The organism is Microbacterium sp. HA-8, assembly GCF_046111165.1.
Taxonomy (GTDB): domain Bacteria; phylum Actinomycetota; class Actinomycetes; order Actinomycetales; family Microbacteriaceae; genus Microbacterium.
Genome location: NZ_CP162025.1, coordinates 2,828,337 through 2,844,272, shown reverse-complemented (window position 1 = coordinate 2,844,272; position 15,936 = coordinate 2,828,337). Strand labels below are relative to the sequence as shown.

Sequence of the window (15,936 nt, the reverse complement as noted above, 5' to 3'; positions counted from 1 at the left end):
GGGCGGAATCCCTGAAAACAGGGTGCTCATCGCTAGTCTGGTGACATGACGAGGGTCGCGCTGATCGATGATCACGAATCGGTGCGTCTCGGGCTCGAAGCCGCGAGCCGCACCGAGGGTCACGATCTCGTCTTCTCGGGAGCAACGGTCGGCGCGTATCTCGACTGGCGGTACACCTCCCGCTCCGCCCCGGCGGACGTCGTCGTGCTCGATCTGACCCTGGGCGATGGCACGACCGTGACCGGCAACGTCACCCGCCTCGTGGGTGACGGATCGAGCGTCATCATCCACTCCGTCGCCGACCGCCCCGCCGCCGTGCGCGAGGCGCTGCTCGCGGGCGCCGCCGGTGTCGTCAGCAAGAGCCACCCCATCGGCGATGTCATGGCCGCCATCCGGGTGGTCTCGCGGGGCGAGAGCCTCGACAACGTCGAATGGGCCAGTGCCGTCGACGGTGACCGGGCCTTCGCCGACGCCCAGCTGTCGGCGCGAGAGCGCGAGGTGCTGCGCCTGTATGCCGCGGGCCTGCCGCTGAAGGTCGTCGCCGACCGGCTGGGCGTGGCCTACTCCACCGCCAAAGAGAACATCACGCGCGTGCGGGTCAAGTACGTCGAGGTCGGGCGTCCCGCGCCGACCAAGGTCGACCTGCTGCGCCGCGCCATGGAGGACGGAATCGTCGCCCAGCCGTCGGAAGACGGACCCGGTGTCGGCTGAGCCTCAGCCGGCGGTCCATCTCGACCGCGCGTGGGGGCACATCCCGCAGGGGCGCTTCGTCGCCGCATCGCAGGGCACGTTCACCCGCCGACGCATCGAGCGCATCACGGCGATCGCGGCGGGCGTCGGTTGTTTCGTCCTCGGGATCCAGGCATTCCTGATCGCGCTCAGCAACAGCGCCGGGGTGCAGGAGCAGTGGGAGATCCCTCTGCTCGTGGTCATCTTCGGATCCCTCGTGGCGATGTGCGTGCTGTGCTTCTTCCGCACCACCGCGCGCGTCGCCACCGGCGTCTTCGCGATCGTCTTCATCCTCCTGCTGGCGCTCTGGCCGGTTCTGACCGCCGGCTCGACGCCCACCGCGACTCCGGAGCCGTGGCCCTGGTTCCTCATCAACGTGGCCACGATGGCGGCGGTGATCGCGTTTCCGCTGCCGCTGCAGTTGGCCTGGACGATCGGGACGCCTCTGCTCTACGGCGTCGTGCGCCTCGCCCAGGGGGGATTCGAGCCGGCCTTCTGGATGTCGATGGTCTTCGAGGTGCCGTACTCGCTCATCCTGGGCTCGTTGCTGCTGACCCTCGCGACGATCTTCCGACGCATGGCGTCGGGGGTTGACAGCGAGCGCCAGGTCGCCGTCTCGGGCTATGCCCAGGCGGCCGAGGCGCAGGCCGCGCAGGAGGAGCGCGTGGCCGTCTCGGCGCTCATGCACGACAGCGTGCTCGCCGCCCTGATCGCCGCCGAGCGGGCCGACAGCCCGCGGGCTCGCTCGCTCGCCGTCTCGATGGCGCGCGAGGCGCTCGAGGGGCTCGCCGACACGAGCACGCCCACGGGCGGCATCGAGCTCAAGCCGATGTCGCTGAAGGGCCTCGCGCGCGGAATCCGCGCGGCCATGGCAGACCTGGGTGTGCGGCTCGAGGTCGACGTGCAGACACCCCCGGGAATCGCCGATGACGGACCCGAGGCGCATCGCATCCCGGCGTCGGTGGCGGCGGCGATGATCCGCGCGGCGACGCAGGCCGCCGCGAACGCCGTCCAGCACGCCGACGCCGTCGGGCTTCAGGCGCGGGTCGGCCGACCCGACGGAGTGCCTGCCGCGGCGGCCGCGGTCGTGGTCGTCGTGAGTGATGCGGGCCCGGGCTTCGACATCGACGCGGTTCCCGATGACCGGCTGGGCATCAGCGCATCGATCCTCGCGCGCATCGCCGCGATCGACGGCACGGCGACGATCGACTCGGGCCCGCGCGGCACGACCGTCACCCTGCGGTGGGAGGAGGCCTGAGATGACCGTCCGCGCCGTCCTCTCCGCTCTCGCCCTCGCGTTCGCGGCCTATCAGGCAGCGCGCGGCATCCTGTGGACGACGCCGCCCACCATGCCGTGGCTGCTCATCGCCGCACTCGCCCTGTACATCGCGGCCACGCTGATCTGCATCTTCGCGGTGCCTCCGCAGGGGTCCACAGGTGAGCGTCAGAGCGAACCCATGCCGACGTGGGCTGCAGCATCCATGCTCGTCGTCGCCGCGACCATCCCCACGATGACGGGTCTCGCCGTCGCCGATCCGACCACCCGCACCGCCACCTACGGCACGTGGTACGTCGGCGGGCTCGGCGCCCTCGCGGTCGTCGTCATGGTGCGCCGACGCACCTGGCTCGCGTGGATCGGCACCGCTCTCCTCTCGATCGGCGCGATGGTGTGGCTCGGCCCGCTCGAGGCTTTCGGCCAGGGGCTCGTGGGCTCGATCGTGTGGGTCGGCATCGCACATCTGCTGGTCGTGCTCATCGACCGCGCCGAGCGCGACGCGGATCAGCTGGTCGAGCTGCAGTCTGTCACCTCGGCGTGGGAGGCGGCCCAGGAGGGTCGCGAGCGCGAGCGGCGCGTGCAGCTGCAGCGGGCGCTCGCCGTCGGTGGGCCCATCCTCGCGCGCGTCATCGCCATGCACGGCGCGCTGACCGATGAGGAGCGCCGCGAGGCGGGCATCGCCGAGGCGAGACTGCGCGACGAGCTGCGCGGACCGCGACTGCTCGACGACGACGTGCGCGCGGCGATCGATGCCGCGCGGCGCCGCGGTGCTCAGGTCAGCGTCTTCGACGAGGGCGGACTCGAGGGCATCCCCGAGGCCAATGTCGCCATCATCCGGGCCGAGCTCGCCGAGGCGCTCAACGGCTCGACGTCCAACCGCATCATCATCCGCACCTCGCCCGACGAACGGGTGGCGGTCACGGTCGTCGGACGCTTCGTCGTCGAGGACACCGGCGAGGAATCCGTCGACCTCTGGCGCGAGATCCGGCATCCGGGTCGCTGACGCGCGCCGCCGCGGACGTGAGAACGGGGAGGGGCGGCGATGCAGCCTGGCCCCTCCCCGTGAGCGGGTCGGTTACCCGAAAACCTTCCCGCGGATGGCCGCTGACCCGGAACGGGTGGCGCGGCCTGACGCATGAGTGTGTCACGCCATACCAGTATGCGACGGGGCGTCCGCGGCCGTCTGTAGGTACTTCGGGGGACAGCGACGACGGCGGGATGCGGCAGCCTCAGCCCCCGAAGCGACCCCACACGGCGCCGCGGTCGAGCGGGGCGCGCAGTCCCCGTGCGCTGCGGGCCCACGCCGAGCGCTCCGGCCGATCGTCCGCGACCGCGGCATCGCTCTCGCCCGCGTACGCTTCGGAGACGACCGCCATGAGCGCCGCGAGCTCCTCCTCGGTCGGTGTGCCGCGCAGCACGTCCACCGAGACGCGCTCGCCGTGCTCGGGAGTGCTCACAGCGGGATGTTCCCGTGCTTCTTGGGCGGCAGGCTCGCGCGCTTGTTGCGCAGCGCCCGCAGGGCCTTGGCCACGGCGACGCGGGTGGCCGCGGGCTCGATGATCCCGTCCAGCTCCCCGCGCTCGGCTGCGAGGAAGGGCGATGCGACGTTGTAGGTGTATTCGTTGGCGAGACGCGTGCGTACGGCCGCGACATCCTCGCCCGCCTCTTCGGCGCGCTTGATCTCGCCCCGGTAGAGGATGTTGACGGCGCCCTGCCCGCCCATCACGGCGATCTCGGCGGTCGGCCAGGCGAGGTTGACGTCGGCGCCCAGCTGCTTGGAGCCCATGACGATGTAGGCGCCGCCGTAGGCCTTGCGCAGGATCACGGTCACGAGCGGCACGGTGGCCTCGGCGTAGGCGTAGAGCAGCTTCGCGCCGCGCCGGATGACACCCGTCCATTCCTGGTCGGTGCCGGGCAGGTATCCCGGCACGTCGACGAGCGTCAGGATCGGGATGGAGAACGCGTCGCAGAACCGCACGAAGCGGCTCGCCTTCTCGCCGGCGTCGATGTTGAGCGTGCCCGCCATCTGCGAGGGCTGGTTGGCGATGATGCCCACCGAGCGGCCCTCGATGCGGCCGAAGCCGATGACGATGTTGGGCGCGAACAGCGGCTGCACCTCGATGAAATCGCCGTCGTCGACGAGCCGGCTGATGACCTGGTGGATGTCATAGGGCTGGTTGGGGGAGTCGGGGATGACCGTGTTGAGCACACGATCGGAGTCGGTCGTCTCGAACTCGAAGCCGCTCTCGTAGGCGGGCAGCTCGGCCATGTTGTTGTCGGGGAGGAAGCCGAGCAGGGTGCGGACGTAGTCGATCGCGTCGTCTTCGTCCTCGGCGAGGTAGTGCGCCACGCCCGACCGGGTGTTGTGGGTGTGCGCGCCGCCGAGCTCGTCCATGCCGACGTCCTCGCCGGTGACGGTCTTGATGACGTCGGGGCCGGTGACGAACATCTGGCTGGTCTTGTCGACCATCACGACGAAGTCGGTCAGGGCGGGGGAGTAGACCGCGCCGCCGGCGGCCGGGCCCATGATGAGCGAGATCTGCGGGATCACACCGGATGCGGCCGTGTTGAGGCGGAAGATCTCGCCGTACTTGCCGAGGGCGACCACCCCCTCCTGGATGCGGGCGCCTCCCGAGTCGAGGATGCCGATCACCGGCATGCCGCCGCGCAGGGCGAACTCCATGATCTTGATGATCTTGTCACCCGCGACCTCGCCGAGCGAGCCTCCGAACGTGGAGAAGTCCTGCGCGTAGACGGCCACGGTGCGGCCGTGGATCGTGCCGGTGCCGGTGACGACGGAGTCGCCGTAGGGACGCGAGCGATCCATCCCGAAGGCGGTCGTTCGGTGGCGGACGTACTCGTCGATCTCGACGAAGCTGCCCTTGTCGACGAGCAGGTCGATCCGTTCGCGGGCGGTCAGCTTGCCCTTCGCGTGCTGCTTCTCGCGTGCCGTGCGCTCGGCGGCGACGACGGCCTCGTCGTAGCGGGCGCGCAGATCCGCGATCTTGCCGGCGGTGGACAGGTCGGGCTGGTCAGTCACGCGTTTCACTCTATCCGTGGCCCCCCGCGCCGCGTGGTTGGAGGACGCGCACAAGTCGCAGCATCCATCGCTGTTGATCCGCGCCGCGCGCGGGTGCCGCCGCGCCGGGCGGCTACCACCGCCGCGCCGGGCGTTGCCGCCGCGCCGCGCCCTGCCGCCGCGCCGGGCGCTGCTGCCGCGCCACGCGAGGAGTTCGGCGCCGCGCGAGGACTTTTCGGGGCAAGGACACCTCGTGTCGCGCTGCAGTCCTCATCTGGCGAGGTGCAACCGCTGCGCCATCGCCCGCATGATCTCGGCCTCGACCCGCGGCCACTCCTCGTGTATCTCGACGTAGTCATAGCGCAGCACGGTGTATCCGGCGAGGCGCAGGGCCCGGTCGTGGGCATTGTCGCGCCGTCGATCTGCCGCCTGATGGAAGGCGAGGCCGTCGAGCTGCACGACGAGGCTGCGCCCGATCAGCAGGTCGACGGGATGGCCCAGGATCGACACCTGCGGCAGCGCGAGGACTCCGCGCAGCGCCAGTCGGTGGATCGTGAGGCTCTCGAGCCCCGAATCGGGGGCTCCGGATGCTGTCATCGCCAGCCCTCGGGCCACGCTCGAGGTCCACGCGACCGCGCGCAGGTGGGCAGTCGTGACGACCTTGCGATTGAGTGCCGAATCCCAGATCGCGCGCGCATCTGCACGAGCCAGGCAGGTCGCGACGCGGGCGAGCACGTTCTCGACGGGATCGATCAGCGAGTGCGGCGGAGGCGTCACGGGACCCACATGCCGGTGCAGAATCGTGCCGGGCGCCGAGCGCCCGCTGTGCGGGTGAACGGCGAGGTGCTGCCCGGACGCGCGATGCGGAACCCACAGGCCGAGCGTCTGCAGAGCCGAGACGCATGTCACGCGGCCGCCCAGACGCATCGCCTGCACCAGGTCGGGCGCAAGCGTCGGCAGGTGCAGCCAGAACCGTGCGGTCACGGCGACGGACCCGCTCGCCACCTCCTTCGCGATGCGATGGCGCGTCCAACCCGCGTCGGCGGCGTGCACGCGGTGGGCCCAGCCGCCGCGGGCTCTCAGGAATGCGGGGAGCGACATCCGCCCATCGTCGTGGCTGGCGTGCGAAGCATGCGCCCGCACGGTCTCATCTGGGGCGTGCGGCGGCGAGAGCTCGGGTGGGGAGGAGCCGCGTCGCGCGCGAGGGGAGGAGATCGGCGTCGCGCGACGGGAGGAGATTCGCGCCGCGCGAGGGCTCGCGCGCGCCGAAAGTCCTCGTGCGGGGCCGAAGTCCTCGTGCGGCGCCGCGCGCGGGACAGCCCCGCGGCCCGGGCCCGAGCCTGGGACATCGCGCGACGGGAGGAGATTCGCACCGCGCGAGCGCTCGCGGGCGCTGAGAGTCCTCGTGCGGGGCCGAAGTCCTCGTGCGGCGCCGCGCGCGGGACAGCCCCGCGGCCCGGGACCGCGAGCGGGACAGCGACGCGGCCCGGGACCGAGCCCGGGACCGAGCCCGGGACAGCACCCGGGACAGCGCGCGAGAGGAGGAGATCCGCGCCGCGCGAGGGCTCGCGCGCGCCGAAAGTCCTCGTGCGGGGCCGAAGCCCTCGTGCGGCGCCGCGCGCGGGACAGCGCCGCGGCCCGGGACCGCGCCTGGGACAGCGCCGCGGCCCGGGCCCGCACCCGGGACAGCGCACCGCGCCCGCGCGTAGGGTGGGGGCCATGACCCTGGCCGCCGAGGATCTCGCGCGCACCGCACGCCGCGCGCCCCGCCTGCAGATCGTCGCCCGGACGGGGTCGACCAACACCGACCTCGTCGCCGCGCTCACCGCCGACGCGGCCGCGTGGCCGCACCTCTCGCTCTGGGTCACCGACGAGCAGTTGGCGGGTCGTGGCCGCCTCGGTCGCGACTGGATCGCTCCGGCGGGCACCGCGATCGCCGCGTCGACCGTCGTCGACGTGCGCGCGCTGCCCGCCGCGTCGCGCGGCTGGATCCCCCTGCTGGCCGGCGCGGCGATGGCGCGCGCGGTCGCCGCGCAGCTGGGTGCGGCGCACTCGGTGCGGGTGAAGTGGCCCAACGACGTGCTGGTCGACGGGCGCAAGATCTGCGGCATCCTCGCCGAGACCGTGGCCGGCGTCGACGGGGTCGTCGTCGTGGGCGCCGGGGTGAACACGACGATGGATGCCGCCACCCTGCCGGTCTCGACCGCCACCTCGTTCGCGGCCCTGGGCGCGCTCTGCCGCGTCGACGACCTGCTCGATGACTATCTGCGTGCGCTCGACGAGCTCTGCTCGGCCCTCGTCGGCGAACGGGGGGACGCCGTGCGCGCCGGTGTCCACGGCGAGATCGAGGCCCTCTGCGCGACCCTCGGTCAGAGTGTGCGGGTGCTGCTGCCCGGCGACGGCGAACTCGTCGGTGAAGCGGTGCGGCTCGGGCCCACGGGCGAGCTGGTGGTGCGCTCGGCGACGGGTGAGGCATCCGTCGTCGCCGGCGACGTCGTGCACGTGCGCCCGTTCGGCGGCTGAGCCCGCCCGCGTGGGATGCCCCGTACGGCATCGCCCGCGCGGCAGAATGGGCGCATGACCCAGCCGACCGCCTACGGCAACCGCCTCGCGGCGCCGCCGCCGGGCGTCGCCGCGCCGGAGCGGCTCGTCGCCCGCTCGCGCGGCTCCGCGCGGCGCCTGGGCTGGAGCGGTCTTGTCCTGATCGCCGTGGCGGGTGCGACGGGCTGGTTCACCGGCAACCTTCCCGCGCCGTTCGAGGACTGGATGCTGTGGAGCGCCGCCGGACTGGTCGTGCTGCTGCTCGTGGTCGTGCCCTGGATCCGCTGGGCGAGCCGCATCTACACGATCACGACGCGCCGGGTCATCGCGCGTTCAGGCGTGTTCGCGCGCGAGGCCCGGGAGTACACGCACGCCCGCGGCTACTCGATCGCCGTGCGCCGCGGCCCCCTCCAGCGGCTCTGGGGCGCGGGCACCATCACCCTGACCAACGGCATCGACCAGCCGCTGCGGCTGCACGACATCCCCGATGTCGTCCTGGTGCAGGAGGTCCTCGGCGACCAGGTCGAGGTCAGCCAGATCCTGGCTCATCGCGATGCGCAGGGCACGAGCTCCCTGCCCGAGGGCATGATCCCGCCGCGCCCACCGGCACCAAGCCTCTAGAACACGGCCCGTGCGGGCGTCGCACGGATGTCAAGATGGATGACGGCGAAGGGAGCACCATGTCGTTGCGCGTGGGAGTGATCGGGGGCGGGCAGCTGGCCCGCATGATGATCGCGCCGGCGGTCGAGCTCGGAATCGACATCCGTGTGCTCGCCGAGGGCGAGGGGATGTCGGCGGCCATCGCCGCATCGGCGGTCGGCGATTATCGCGACGCCGACACCGTGCTCGCCTTCGCGAGAGACGTGGACGTCATCACCTTCGACCACGAACACGTGCCGCAGCCCGTTCTTCGCGCCCTCATCGAGGCCGGTGTCGCCGTGCATCCCGGTCCCGACGCGCTGCAGTACGCGCAGGACAAGCTCGTCATGCGCTCGCGCCTGGCCGAGCTCGGCATCCCGCAGCCCGACTGGGCGGCCGTGTCGGACGTTGCGCAGCTGCAGGGCTTTCTCGACGACCACAACGGCCGCGCCGTCGTGAAGACCCCGCGCGGCGGGTACGACGGCAAGGGTGTGCGCGTCATCTCGCACGCCGAGGAGGCGGCCGACTGGTTCGCCACCCTCGCCGAGGACGCCCGCGGCGGTGACCTGCTTGTCGAAGAGCTGGTCTCGTTCCGTCGCGAGCTCGCGCAGCAGATCGCGCGCACCCCGTCGGGTGAGATGCTCGCCTACCCGGTGGTCGAGACCGTGCAGCGTGACGGCGTGTGCGCCGAGGTCATCGCGCCCGCGCCGCACGCGGCGGCGCGCCTGGCCGAGGTCGCCCGCGAGATCGGCGAGGGCATCGCCGAGGGTCTGGGCGTGACCGGGATGCTGGCGGTCGAGCTGTTCGAGACCGACGATGACCGCGTGCTCGTCAACGAGTTGGCCATGCGTCCGCACAACAGCGGCCACTGGTCGCAGGACGGGTCGATCACGAGCCAGTTCGAGCAGCACCTGCGGGCGGTGCTCGATCTGCCCCTGGGCGCGACCGCGACACGTCAGCCCTGGGCTGTGATGGTCAACATCCTCGGCGGGCCCGCCGAGGGGGGACTTGCGCAGCGCATGCCGGCCGCGCTCGCCGCGCACACCGGCGTCAAGGTGCACACCTACGGCAAGGACCCGAGGCCCGGGCGCAAGGTCGGGCACGTCACGGCGACGGGTGTCGACCTCGACGACGTCTGCTACGACGCGCGCGCCGTCGCCGCCCACTTCGCCTGAGTCGCGCGCCGCACCGGCTTTCTCCAAGCTGCGGGCCCTACCCTGGACCGGTGACCCGGCCGCTGCATTCGTCCGACGCGCCCCTGGTCGGCGTCGTCATGGGCTCCGACTCCGACTGGCGCGTCATGAGCGACGCCTCGCAGGCGCTGTCGGACTTCCTGATCCCCCACGAGGTCGAGGTCGTCTCGGCCCACCGCACCCCCGACAAGCTGCACCGCTACGGGCGTGAGGCCCGTGCGCGCGGTCTTCGGGTGATCATCGCGGGGGCCGGGGGAGCCGCCCACCTGCCCGGCATGCTCGCCTCGATCACGCCCCTGCCCGTCATCGGCGTGCCGGTGCCGCTCGCGACCCTCGACGGCATGGACTCGCTGCTCTCGATCGTGCAGATGCCCGCGGGGATCCCCGTCGCGACCGTCTCGATCGGCGGGGCGAAGAACGCCGGCCTGCTCGCGGCGCGCATCCTCGGTTCCGGCGACCCCGCGATCGCCGACCGCCTCGAGGCCTATGCGCGCGAGCTGGAGGCGCAGGTCGAGGAGAAGAACCGGCGGCTGAAGGACGCGCTGTGACGACAGCATCCGCCACCGCGCGCCCGCGCGCCGCATACTCTGCACCGCCCGTCGTCAACCAGCTGCCGCTGCGCTACCCGGACTCGCGCTCGCCCGATGCGATGCGCCGGAGGGCGTGGTGGCTGGTCGGCATGAACGTGCTCGTGCCGGGCTCCGCGCAGGTGCTCGCGGGCGGCCGACGTCTCGGCCGCCTCGGCCTCGTCGCGACGCTGACCATGTGGACCCTCGTCCTCCTCGCGGCCGTCGCGGCGCTGGTGTGGCGCAGCGTCGTGTTCACGATCGTGACCAACCCGTTCGCCCTGCTCATCGTGCAGGCGGTGCTGATCGTCTACGCCGCCCTGTGGGTCGTGCTCACGGTCGACACCCTGCGACTCGTCCGGCTCGTGCGCCTGCGTCCCGGGGCGCGGATCGCAGTGACGGCGGCGGCGACGGCGCTGCTGCTGGTCTTCTCGGGCGGCGCGGCCTACGCCTCGACGGTGGTGGGCACCGCTCGCGACACCATCGGATCGATCTTCGGCGTCGGTGGACCGAGTGTTCCGCCCTCGGACGGGTACTACAACATCCTTCTGCTGGGGGCCGACAGCGGCGAGGGTCGCGACTCGATGCGGCCCGACAGCATCTCGGTCGTGTCGATCAACGCCGACACGGGTGCTGCGACGATCACCGGCATTCCGCGCGACATGGTCGGAGTGCCCTTCTCCGAGGGGCCGATGAACGACCTGTTCCCGAACGGGTACGGGGGAGCGGAGTGCAGCACCGCGCACTGCGCGATGAACGAGATCTTCACCGAGGTGAACGTGCTGCGCGATGGCGAGGCGCTGTACCCCGACGCCGCCGCCACGGGCTCGGAGCCCGGTATCGAGGCGGTGAAGGATGCCGCAGCCGGTCTGCTCGGGATCGACATCCCGTACTTCGTGCTTGTCGACATGAACGGCTTCGCCACGATGATCGACGCGCTCGGGGGCGTGGAGATCACCGTCGAGCAGCGCCTGCCCGAGGGCGGCGGCCCCAGCTACCCGGGTCAGCCCGCCGAGGACTGGGCGATCGGGTGGATCGAGCCCGGCACGCAGGTGATGGACGGCGACACGGCGCAGTGGTACGCGCGGTCGCGGTACACCACGAGCGACTGGGACCGCATGAAGCGCCAGCGCGAGCTGCAGGAGGCGATTCTGCGCCAGTTCACGCCCGCCAACGTGCTGACCCGGTTCCAGGACGTCGCGGCCGCCGGTCAGAACATCGTCGAGACCGATCTGCCGCAGTCGATGCTGCCCTACTTCGCCGAGCTGGCACTCAAGACGCGCGAGCTGCCGATCACCACGATCGAGCTCACGCCCGAGGGTGGCGTCGACCCGGAGGAGCCGGACTTCGCGTTCATCCAGCAGCTCGTGCAGCAGGCGCTGCACCCGCCGACGCCCACCCCCGCCGACTAAGAGCGGCGGCCCTGCGGCTGCGGCCCCGTGCGGCAGCGGCCCCGCGGCCTCGCGGCTACAGCTCGCCCGGCTGCATGGCCTGCCGGTCGAGCTCCTCGGCGATGCGGCGCCGACGCGATGGCGCGCCCTCGCGGCGCGGCGCGTACACGACGAGTGAGTGGAACGCGAAGCGCGCGACGAAGGCCACCGCGAGGGTGATCGCCGCCGCGAGCACGCTCGAGATGTGCCATGTCTCGACGAGCAGCGCGAGCACCGGGATGCGGATGAGCGCCTCGGCGTTGTTGAAGGTGAATGACTTCGCAAACCTCAGCCACCCGCCCGACGCGCTGCCGGTCATGTCGCGGAAGACGAAGCGCTCCTGCAGCACAAAGTTGCCGATGATCGTCGCCTCGGCCGCGGCGATCGCCGCCCACACGTAGCTCACGCCGATGTGGGTGAGACCTGCCATGATCGCGAGGTTGGCGACGGCGCCGAACGCGCCGATGAGCGCAAAACCCGACATCTTGCCGAAGCGTAGCGTCGCGAGCTGGGTGACGAAGTGCAGGCCCTGTCGCACCGAGGCCTTGGATGAGCCCTCGTGCCGCTCGGCGAAGTCGAACGGCACCTCGCGCAGTCGCAGCGGATTGCGCGCGAGGATCTCGAGCAGGATCTTGAAGCCGCGCGGCCGCAGCGCGGCAAGGTCCACGCGGGTGCGATCGATCAGGAAGAACCCGGTCATCGGGTCGGTGCACTCGCGCAGGCGCAGGGGGAACATCGCACGCGTGAGCGCCGTCGTCACACGCGAGACGGCCGAGCGCACGACGTCGGCGAGGCCGTCGGCCTGCCCGCCCTGTGCGTATCGCGATGCGACCACGACGTCGACGTCGCCGCGACGGTGGGCGCGCAGCAGGTCGGCGATCGTCTCGGGGGGATGCTGGAGGTCGCCGTCCATGACCACGCAGAGGTCGGCGTGCGCGGCCGTCAGCCCCTCGACGACGGCGCCCGAGAGGCCGCCGACGCCGTCCGTGCGATGGATGAGACGGATCGGCAGGGGCGCGTCCTCTGCGAGCGTGCGGATGAGGCCGTCGGTGCCGTCGTCGGAGTCGTCGACGAAGAGGATCTCGGCGTCGATGCCGTCGACGGCGCGCGCGATCCGGGTGATGAGCGACGGGATGCTGGGGGCCTCATTGCGCGTCGGCACGACGACAGTGAGGTCCGTCATGCGCTCTCCCGTTCGCGTCGCAGTTGCCTGCCACCACCGTATCCCGTCCTGCTGAGGGCGGGACGGGCAGCGGCTCGGAGCCGACGAACGCCCTAGCGGGGCCGCCGGCTCCGAGCCGCTGACAAGGTGCGGGACTAGGCCCGGCGACGACGCACGGTCGTCGCGACGACCGTGGCGGAGCCGAGGGCGAGTGCGCCGATGCCGACCCAGATCATGACGGGCGAGATGCCGCCGCCGGTGTTGGCGAGCGAACCGTCGCTGACCGAGACCGCGCTCGGCACGTCGACGCCGAAGGGCACGACCGTGATGACGGCGGTGTAGTCGCGCGAGCCGCTGAACGAGACGTTGTAGACGCCGTCGCCGTCGGCCGGGGCGGTGAAGACGGCGACCATGCTGCCGTCGGCCGCGGCGGTCTTCGACGTCGTGAGGCTGGAGCGGGCCGCCGGTGCGATGGCCGCAAGGCCCGCATCCGCGCCGCTCTCGCCGTCGACGACGACGCCGACGAGCTCGTTCGGATCGAAGTAGTCCTCGGAGAACGTGATGGTCGACGTCTCGAGCGGCCGGATGACCGTCGGGAAGACGGTGACGCTGACGTCTTCGGTGTAATCGCCGAGGTCGGATTCGGCGTGAGCTGCACTCGCTCCGCCCATGATGATCATGGTTGCGGCGAGTCCGACCAGAAGAGACTTCTTGAGCATGCGATTTCCCCCAGAAAAATCACGGTCTGATTCGTCGTCCCCACGACGACGATGTTCCCCCAAGGAACGGGTCTCACTGTAGCCCCTGCACGGGCAAAGCGCGAGGGGTCATTCGCGCGTGCAGATCTCGGTGCTCTCGGCGACCTCGATCGGGCGCAGCAGGGGCGTCGTCACGAGCGCGGATTCCGCGTCGCCGGCCTCGCCGATGAACTCCACGACGATGCGGGTCTGTGCGCCGGGCGCGAGGGTCACCTCGTGCTGGATCACCGGCCGATCGTCGTCGAGCGCGGTCTGGGCTCCGGCGCTCTCGCCGTCGACCGACGAGGCGCGTGCGAGCCACCCCTCCGGGCCGTAGACGGCGATGCGGGTACGTGTGCTGCCCGGGTCGACCCCCGCGTGCCCGCCGCCTGTGACGTAGACCGGCAGCGCGGTGGCCGCGTCTGCCGGCGCGCCGTTGGTCCAGGTGACGGTGACCGACATGGTCGATGCGTCGCCGCATCGCGTGAGCTCGGTGGTGACCTCGGCGTCGGAGTAGTAGTTCATCTTCGCGCCGGTGGTGTCGTTGAAGAACACGCCGGTGTGGATGGTCGTCGCGTCGTCGGCGGGTAGGGAGCCGGCGAGGGTGGTCTCGGCGAGGGCCTCCTGCTCGGCGGGATTGCGGCTCCACAGCCGCACGCGGCCCTCGGCGGCGGCCTGACCGAGGGCTCCCATCAGCTGCGAGGCCGACGCGCGTCCGTCGGTGACCGCGGCGAACATGCCGCTCGCGGCGGCCTCGAAGACGGCATCCTGAGCGCTCGGCGACGTCACGTCGCGATACACCTGCGACAGCAGGATGTCGGGGGCGTTCTCGGCGGTCAGCTCGTAGGGTCCGAGGTCGAGGGTGCCCGTCGCGGCGAGGATGTCGGCGATCGTCACGGTGTCGACGGCGATGACACCATCGACGGGGGTGCCGCCGATGTTGCGGTCCCAGTGCGCGGCGGCGAGGGCGGCCGCGTCGGGGAAGTCGGGGATCATGACCGAGTTCTGGATGTACTGCCCGGGCAGCTGGTCGAACAGGGCGATGACCTCGGGCGCGAGCGGCTGGATCGGCTCTTCGCTGCGGCGGAACTCCGCGGTGGACGCCTGCCGTTCGAGGGTGATGCGTCCCTGGTCGGCGCGGATGAGCGCCATCGCGCCCGGCACCCCTCCGGAGGAGCGCACCTCGGCGTTGTTCTGCATCAGCAGCAGGTAGGTGCGGGGGCCGTCGGCGCCCAGCATCCCGGGCAGGATCGCGCTCGCCCGCGCCAGGCCGTCGACGGCGGCCGCGGCGGGGGTGAGCGTGTCGCGGAATTCGTGCACCGCGTCCGAGATGAGGGGGAGGATGCCGGCGGTGTCGATCGCGGCGGCGTCTGCCTGCGCGCGGGCGAACACCGCGTCGGCCTCGGCCAGGGCGGGGGCGACCTCGCGCAGCGGCGCCACATCGATGCTGTCTCCCTGCACGCCCAGAGTTTCGACGTCGATCGTGCCCGCGGCGTCCAGCAGGGGCGCCATGCCGTGCTGCGCGAGGTCGTCCACGATCGTGGTGACCTCGCGCACGGCGGCCAGGTTGCGCCCGAACCAGGGCACCAGCTCGCTCGCTCGCCAGACCGGGTCGGACGTGAGGCGCGCGGCCTCCGCCGCGTCGGCGGCGAGCGCCTCGGCGTGCGCGTCGATGCTCGCGACGTCACCGCCGAGCGCGTCGCCCTGCAGCGCGCGGGCGTGCTCGGTCGCCGCCTCGAGGGCGTCGCGGGCGGCGAGCGCCCGCACGCCCACCCACGCCGCGGCGGCGACGATGACGATCAGGACCGCGGCCAGGGCGCCCAGCATCCACCATCGTCGTGCGCGGCGCGCAGGCGCGGCGGGATCGTGCGTCATCGCGGATCCTCCTCGAGGCTTCTCGACCGGATCATATCCAGCGGGCAGCGCGAGCAGGCGCTCAGGAGCGGCGGCGCGCGGCGGCGCGGGTGGCGATCACCGCGACTCCGGCGACGAGCATTCCCGCGCCGGCGACGGCGACCCACGGCGCGGAGTCGCTGCCGGTGGAGGCCAGGGCGGCGGGGTCGGCGCCGGGATCGTGGTCGCACGAGGCCGAGGCGTCGACGCCGTCGGTCACGGCGATGACTGCCGTGTACGTCCGCGAGGCTGCCGTGAAGGTGATGCCGTAGTCCTCACGGCCGTCGGCGGGAGGGACGAACGTCGTCACGAGGGAGCCGTCGGCGGCCGCGGTGGCCGACGCCGGAATCGACGCGTCGGCGGCGTGGTACCCCTCGACCGCGATGGCGACGCTCTCGCTCGGGGCCCAGTAGCGGGCACCGAAGGTGACCGTCGAGGTCAGGCACGGTTCGATGGCGACCGGGTTGACCACCACACCCGTCGGCTCGACGTATCCGACCGCGTCATCGGCGGTCTCGGCCGAGGCGGCCATGGGCGCCCCGAGCGCCACGATTCCCGCGATGACGCATGCTGCTGCCGTCTTCTTCCACATGATGCTTCCCCCAAGAGGCTCACGTGAGGCACGCACGGCGAGGCCGGTGGCCGTTGGGCCGTGCGATGATCTGGACCCCCCGGCCCGCGATCGTGTTCCCCAGATTGTCGTCGACTACCCCAGCCGACGTCCTCACTATATGCCACACGCTGCGACGAC

At 71.9% G+C, this 15,936-nt stretch carries 15 protein-coding genes; 8 read left to right on the top strand and 7 right to left on the bottom strand.

Annotation, left to right across the window (positions count from 1 at the left end; genetic code table 11):
* Positions 1-45: 45 nt before the first annotated feature.
* Genes AB2L57_RS13545 through AB2L57_RS13535 form a run of 3 tightly spaced genes read left to right on the top strand, consistent with a single transcriptional unit; the run spans position 46 to position 3,008 of the window.
* A complete protein-coding gene (locus AB2L57_RS13545) occupies positions 46-711 on the top strand; it encodes a response regulator transcription factor (RefSeq protein ID WP_292813431.1) in 666 nt (221 codons plus the stop codon).
* Positions 701-1,987: an ATP-binding protein gene (locus tag AB2L57_RS13540; protein ID WP_292813433.1), complete on the top strand. Its 1,287-nt coding sequence runs from the start codon at positions 701-703 to the stop codon at positions 1,985-1,987. The genes AB2L57_RS13545 and AB2L57_RS13540 overlap by 11 nt, the downstream gene beginning before the upstream one ends.
* A gap of 1 nt (position 1,988) precedes the next feature.
* Positions 1,989-3,008, top strand: a complete 1,020-nt coding sequence (locus AB2L57_RS13535; RefSeq protein WP_409047338.1) for a hypothetical protein — start codon at positions 1,989-1,991, stop codon at positions 3,006-3,008.
* Positions 3,009-3,234: 226 nt separating this feature from the next.
* Here the strand turns inward: AB2L57_RS13535 and AB2L57_RS13530 are convergent, their stop codons facing one another.
* From AB2L57_RS13530 to AB2L57_RS13520, 3 genes are all read right to left on the bottom strand, one after another.
* A complete protein-coding gene (locus tag AB2L57_RS13530) occupies positions 3,235-3,462 on the bottom strand; it encodes an acyl-CoA carboxylase subunit epsilon (protein WP_292813438.1) in 228 nt (75 codons plus the stop codon).
* Complete coding sequence (locus tag AB2L57_RS13525; protein WP_409047337.1) at positions 3,459-5,045, bottom strand: acyl-CoA carboxylase subunit beta; 1,587 nt, start codon at positions 5,043-5,045, stop codon at positions 3,459-3,461. Before AB2L57_RS13525 ends, AB2L57_RS13530 begins: the two co-directional genes overlap by 4 nt.
* Positions 5,046-5,294: 249 nt before the next feature.
* Positions 5,295-6,125 carry an endonuclease domain-containing protein gene (locus AB2L57_RS13520; RefSeq protein ID WP_409047336.1) on the bottom strand — a complete coding sequence of 277 codons (831 nt, stop codon included), beginning with the start codon at positions 6,123-6,125 and terminating at the stop codon, positions 5,295-5,297.
* A 618-nt stretch (positions 6,126-6,743) separates the two neighbouring features.
* Here AB2L57_RS13520 and AB2L57_RS13515 point away from each other — a divergent pair.
* From AB2L57_RS13515 to AB2L57_RS13495, 5 genes are all read left to right on the top strand, one after another.
* On the top strand, positions 6,744-7,547 hold the full coding sequence (locus AB2L57_RS13515) for a biotin--[acetyl-CoA-carboxylase] ligase (RefSeq protein WP_409047335.1): 804 nt from the start codon (positions 6,744-6,746) through the stop codon (positions 7,545-7,547).
* Positions 7,548-7,601: 54 nt separating this feature from the next.
* A complete protein-coding gene (locus tag AB2L57_RS13510; protein ID WP_409047334.1) occupies positions 7,602-8,186 on the top strand; it encodes a PH domain-containing protein in 585 nt (194 codons plus the stop codon).
* 59 nt (positions 8,187-8,245) lie between these two features.
* The gene (locus AB2L57_RS13505; protein ID WP_409048630.1) at positions 8,246-9,379 is read left to right on the top strand and encodes a 5-(carboxyamino)imidazole ribonucleotide synthase; all 1,134 of its coding nucleotides are present in this window, start codon (positions 8,246-8,248) and stop codon (positions 9,377-9,379) included.
* Between the two features lie 98 nt (positions 9,380-9,477).
* Positions 9,478-9,945 (top strand): 5-(carboxyamino)imidazole ribonucleotide mutase, encoded by a 468-nt coding sequence (purE, locus tag AB2L57_RS13500; RefSeq protein ID WP_292813456.1) that lies wholly within the window; start codon positions 9,478-9,480, stop codon positions 9,943-9,945.
* Entirely contained in the window at positions 9,942-11,375 is a 1,434-nt protein-coding gene (locus AB2L57_RS13495; protein ID WP_409047333.1) for an LCP family protein, read from the top strand. The genes purE and AB2L57_RS13495 overlap by 4 nt, the downstream gene beginning before the upstream one ends.
* Positions 11,376-11,430: 55 nt before the next feature.
* On the opposite strand, the gene AB2L57_RS13490 is transcribed toward AB2L57_RS13495, so the two are convergent.
* The 4 genes from AB2L57_RS13490 to AB2L57_RS13475 all read right to left on the bottom strand — a co-directional run bounded on the left by AB2L57_RS13490 (position 11,431) and on the right by AB2L57_RS13475 (position 15,777).
* A complete protein-coding gene (locus AB2L57_RS13490) occupies positions 11,431-12,576 on the bottom strand; it encodes a glycosyltransferase (protein ID WP_409047332.1) in 1,146 nt (381 codons plus the stop codon).
* Between the two features lie 134 nt (positions 12,577-12,710).
* On the bottom strand, positions 12,711-13,274 hold the full coding sequence (locus AB2L57_RS13485; protein ID WP_409047331.1) for a hypothetical protein: 564 nt from the start codon (positions 13,272-13,274) through the stop codon (positions 12,711-12,713).
* A gap of 108 nt (positions 13,275-13,382) precedes the next feature.
* Positions 13,383-15,167: a DUF4012 domain-containing protein gene (locus AB2L57_RS13480; RefSeq protein WP_409047330.1), complete on the bottom strand. Its 1,785-nt coding sequence runs from the start codon at positions 15,165-15,167 to the stop codon at positions 13,383-13,385.
* A 61-nt stretch (positions 15,168-15,228) separates the two neighbouring features.
* Positions 15,229-15,777, bottom strand: coding sequence for an LPXTG cell wall anchor domain-containing protein (locus tag AB2L57_RS13475; protein WP_409047329.1), 549 nt, complete (start codon positions 15,775-15,777; stop codon positions 15,229-15,231).
* Positions 15,778-15,936 lie beyond the last annotated feature (159 nt).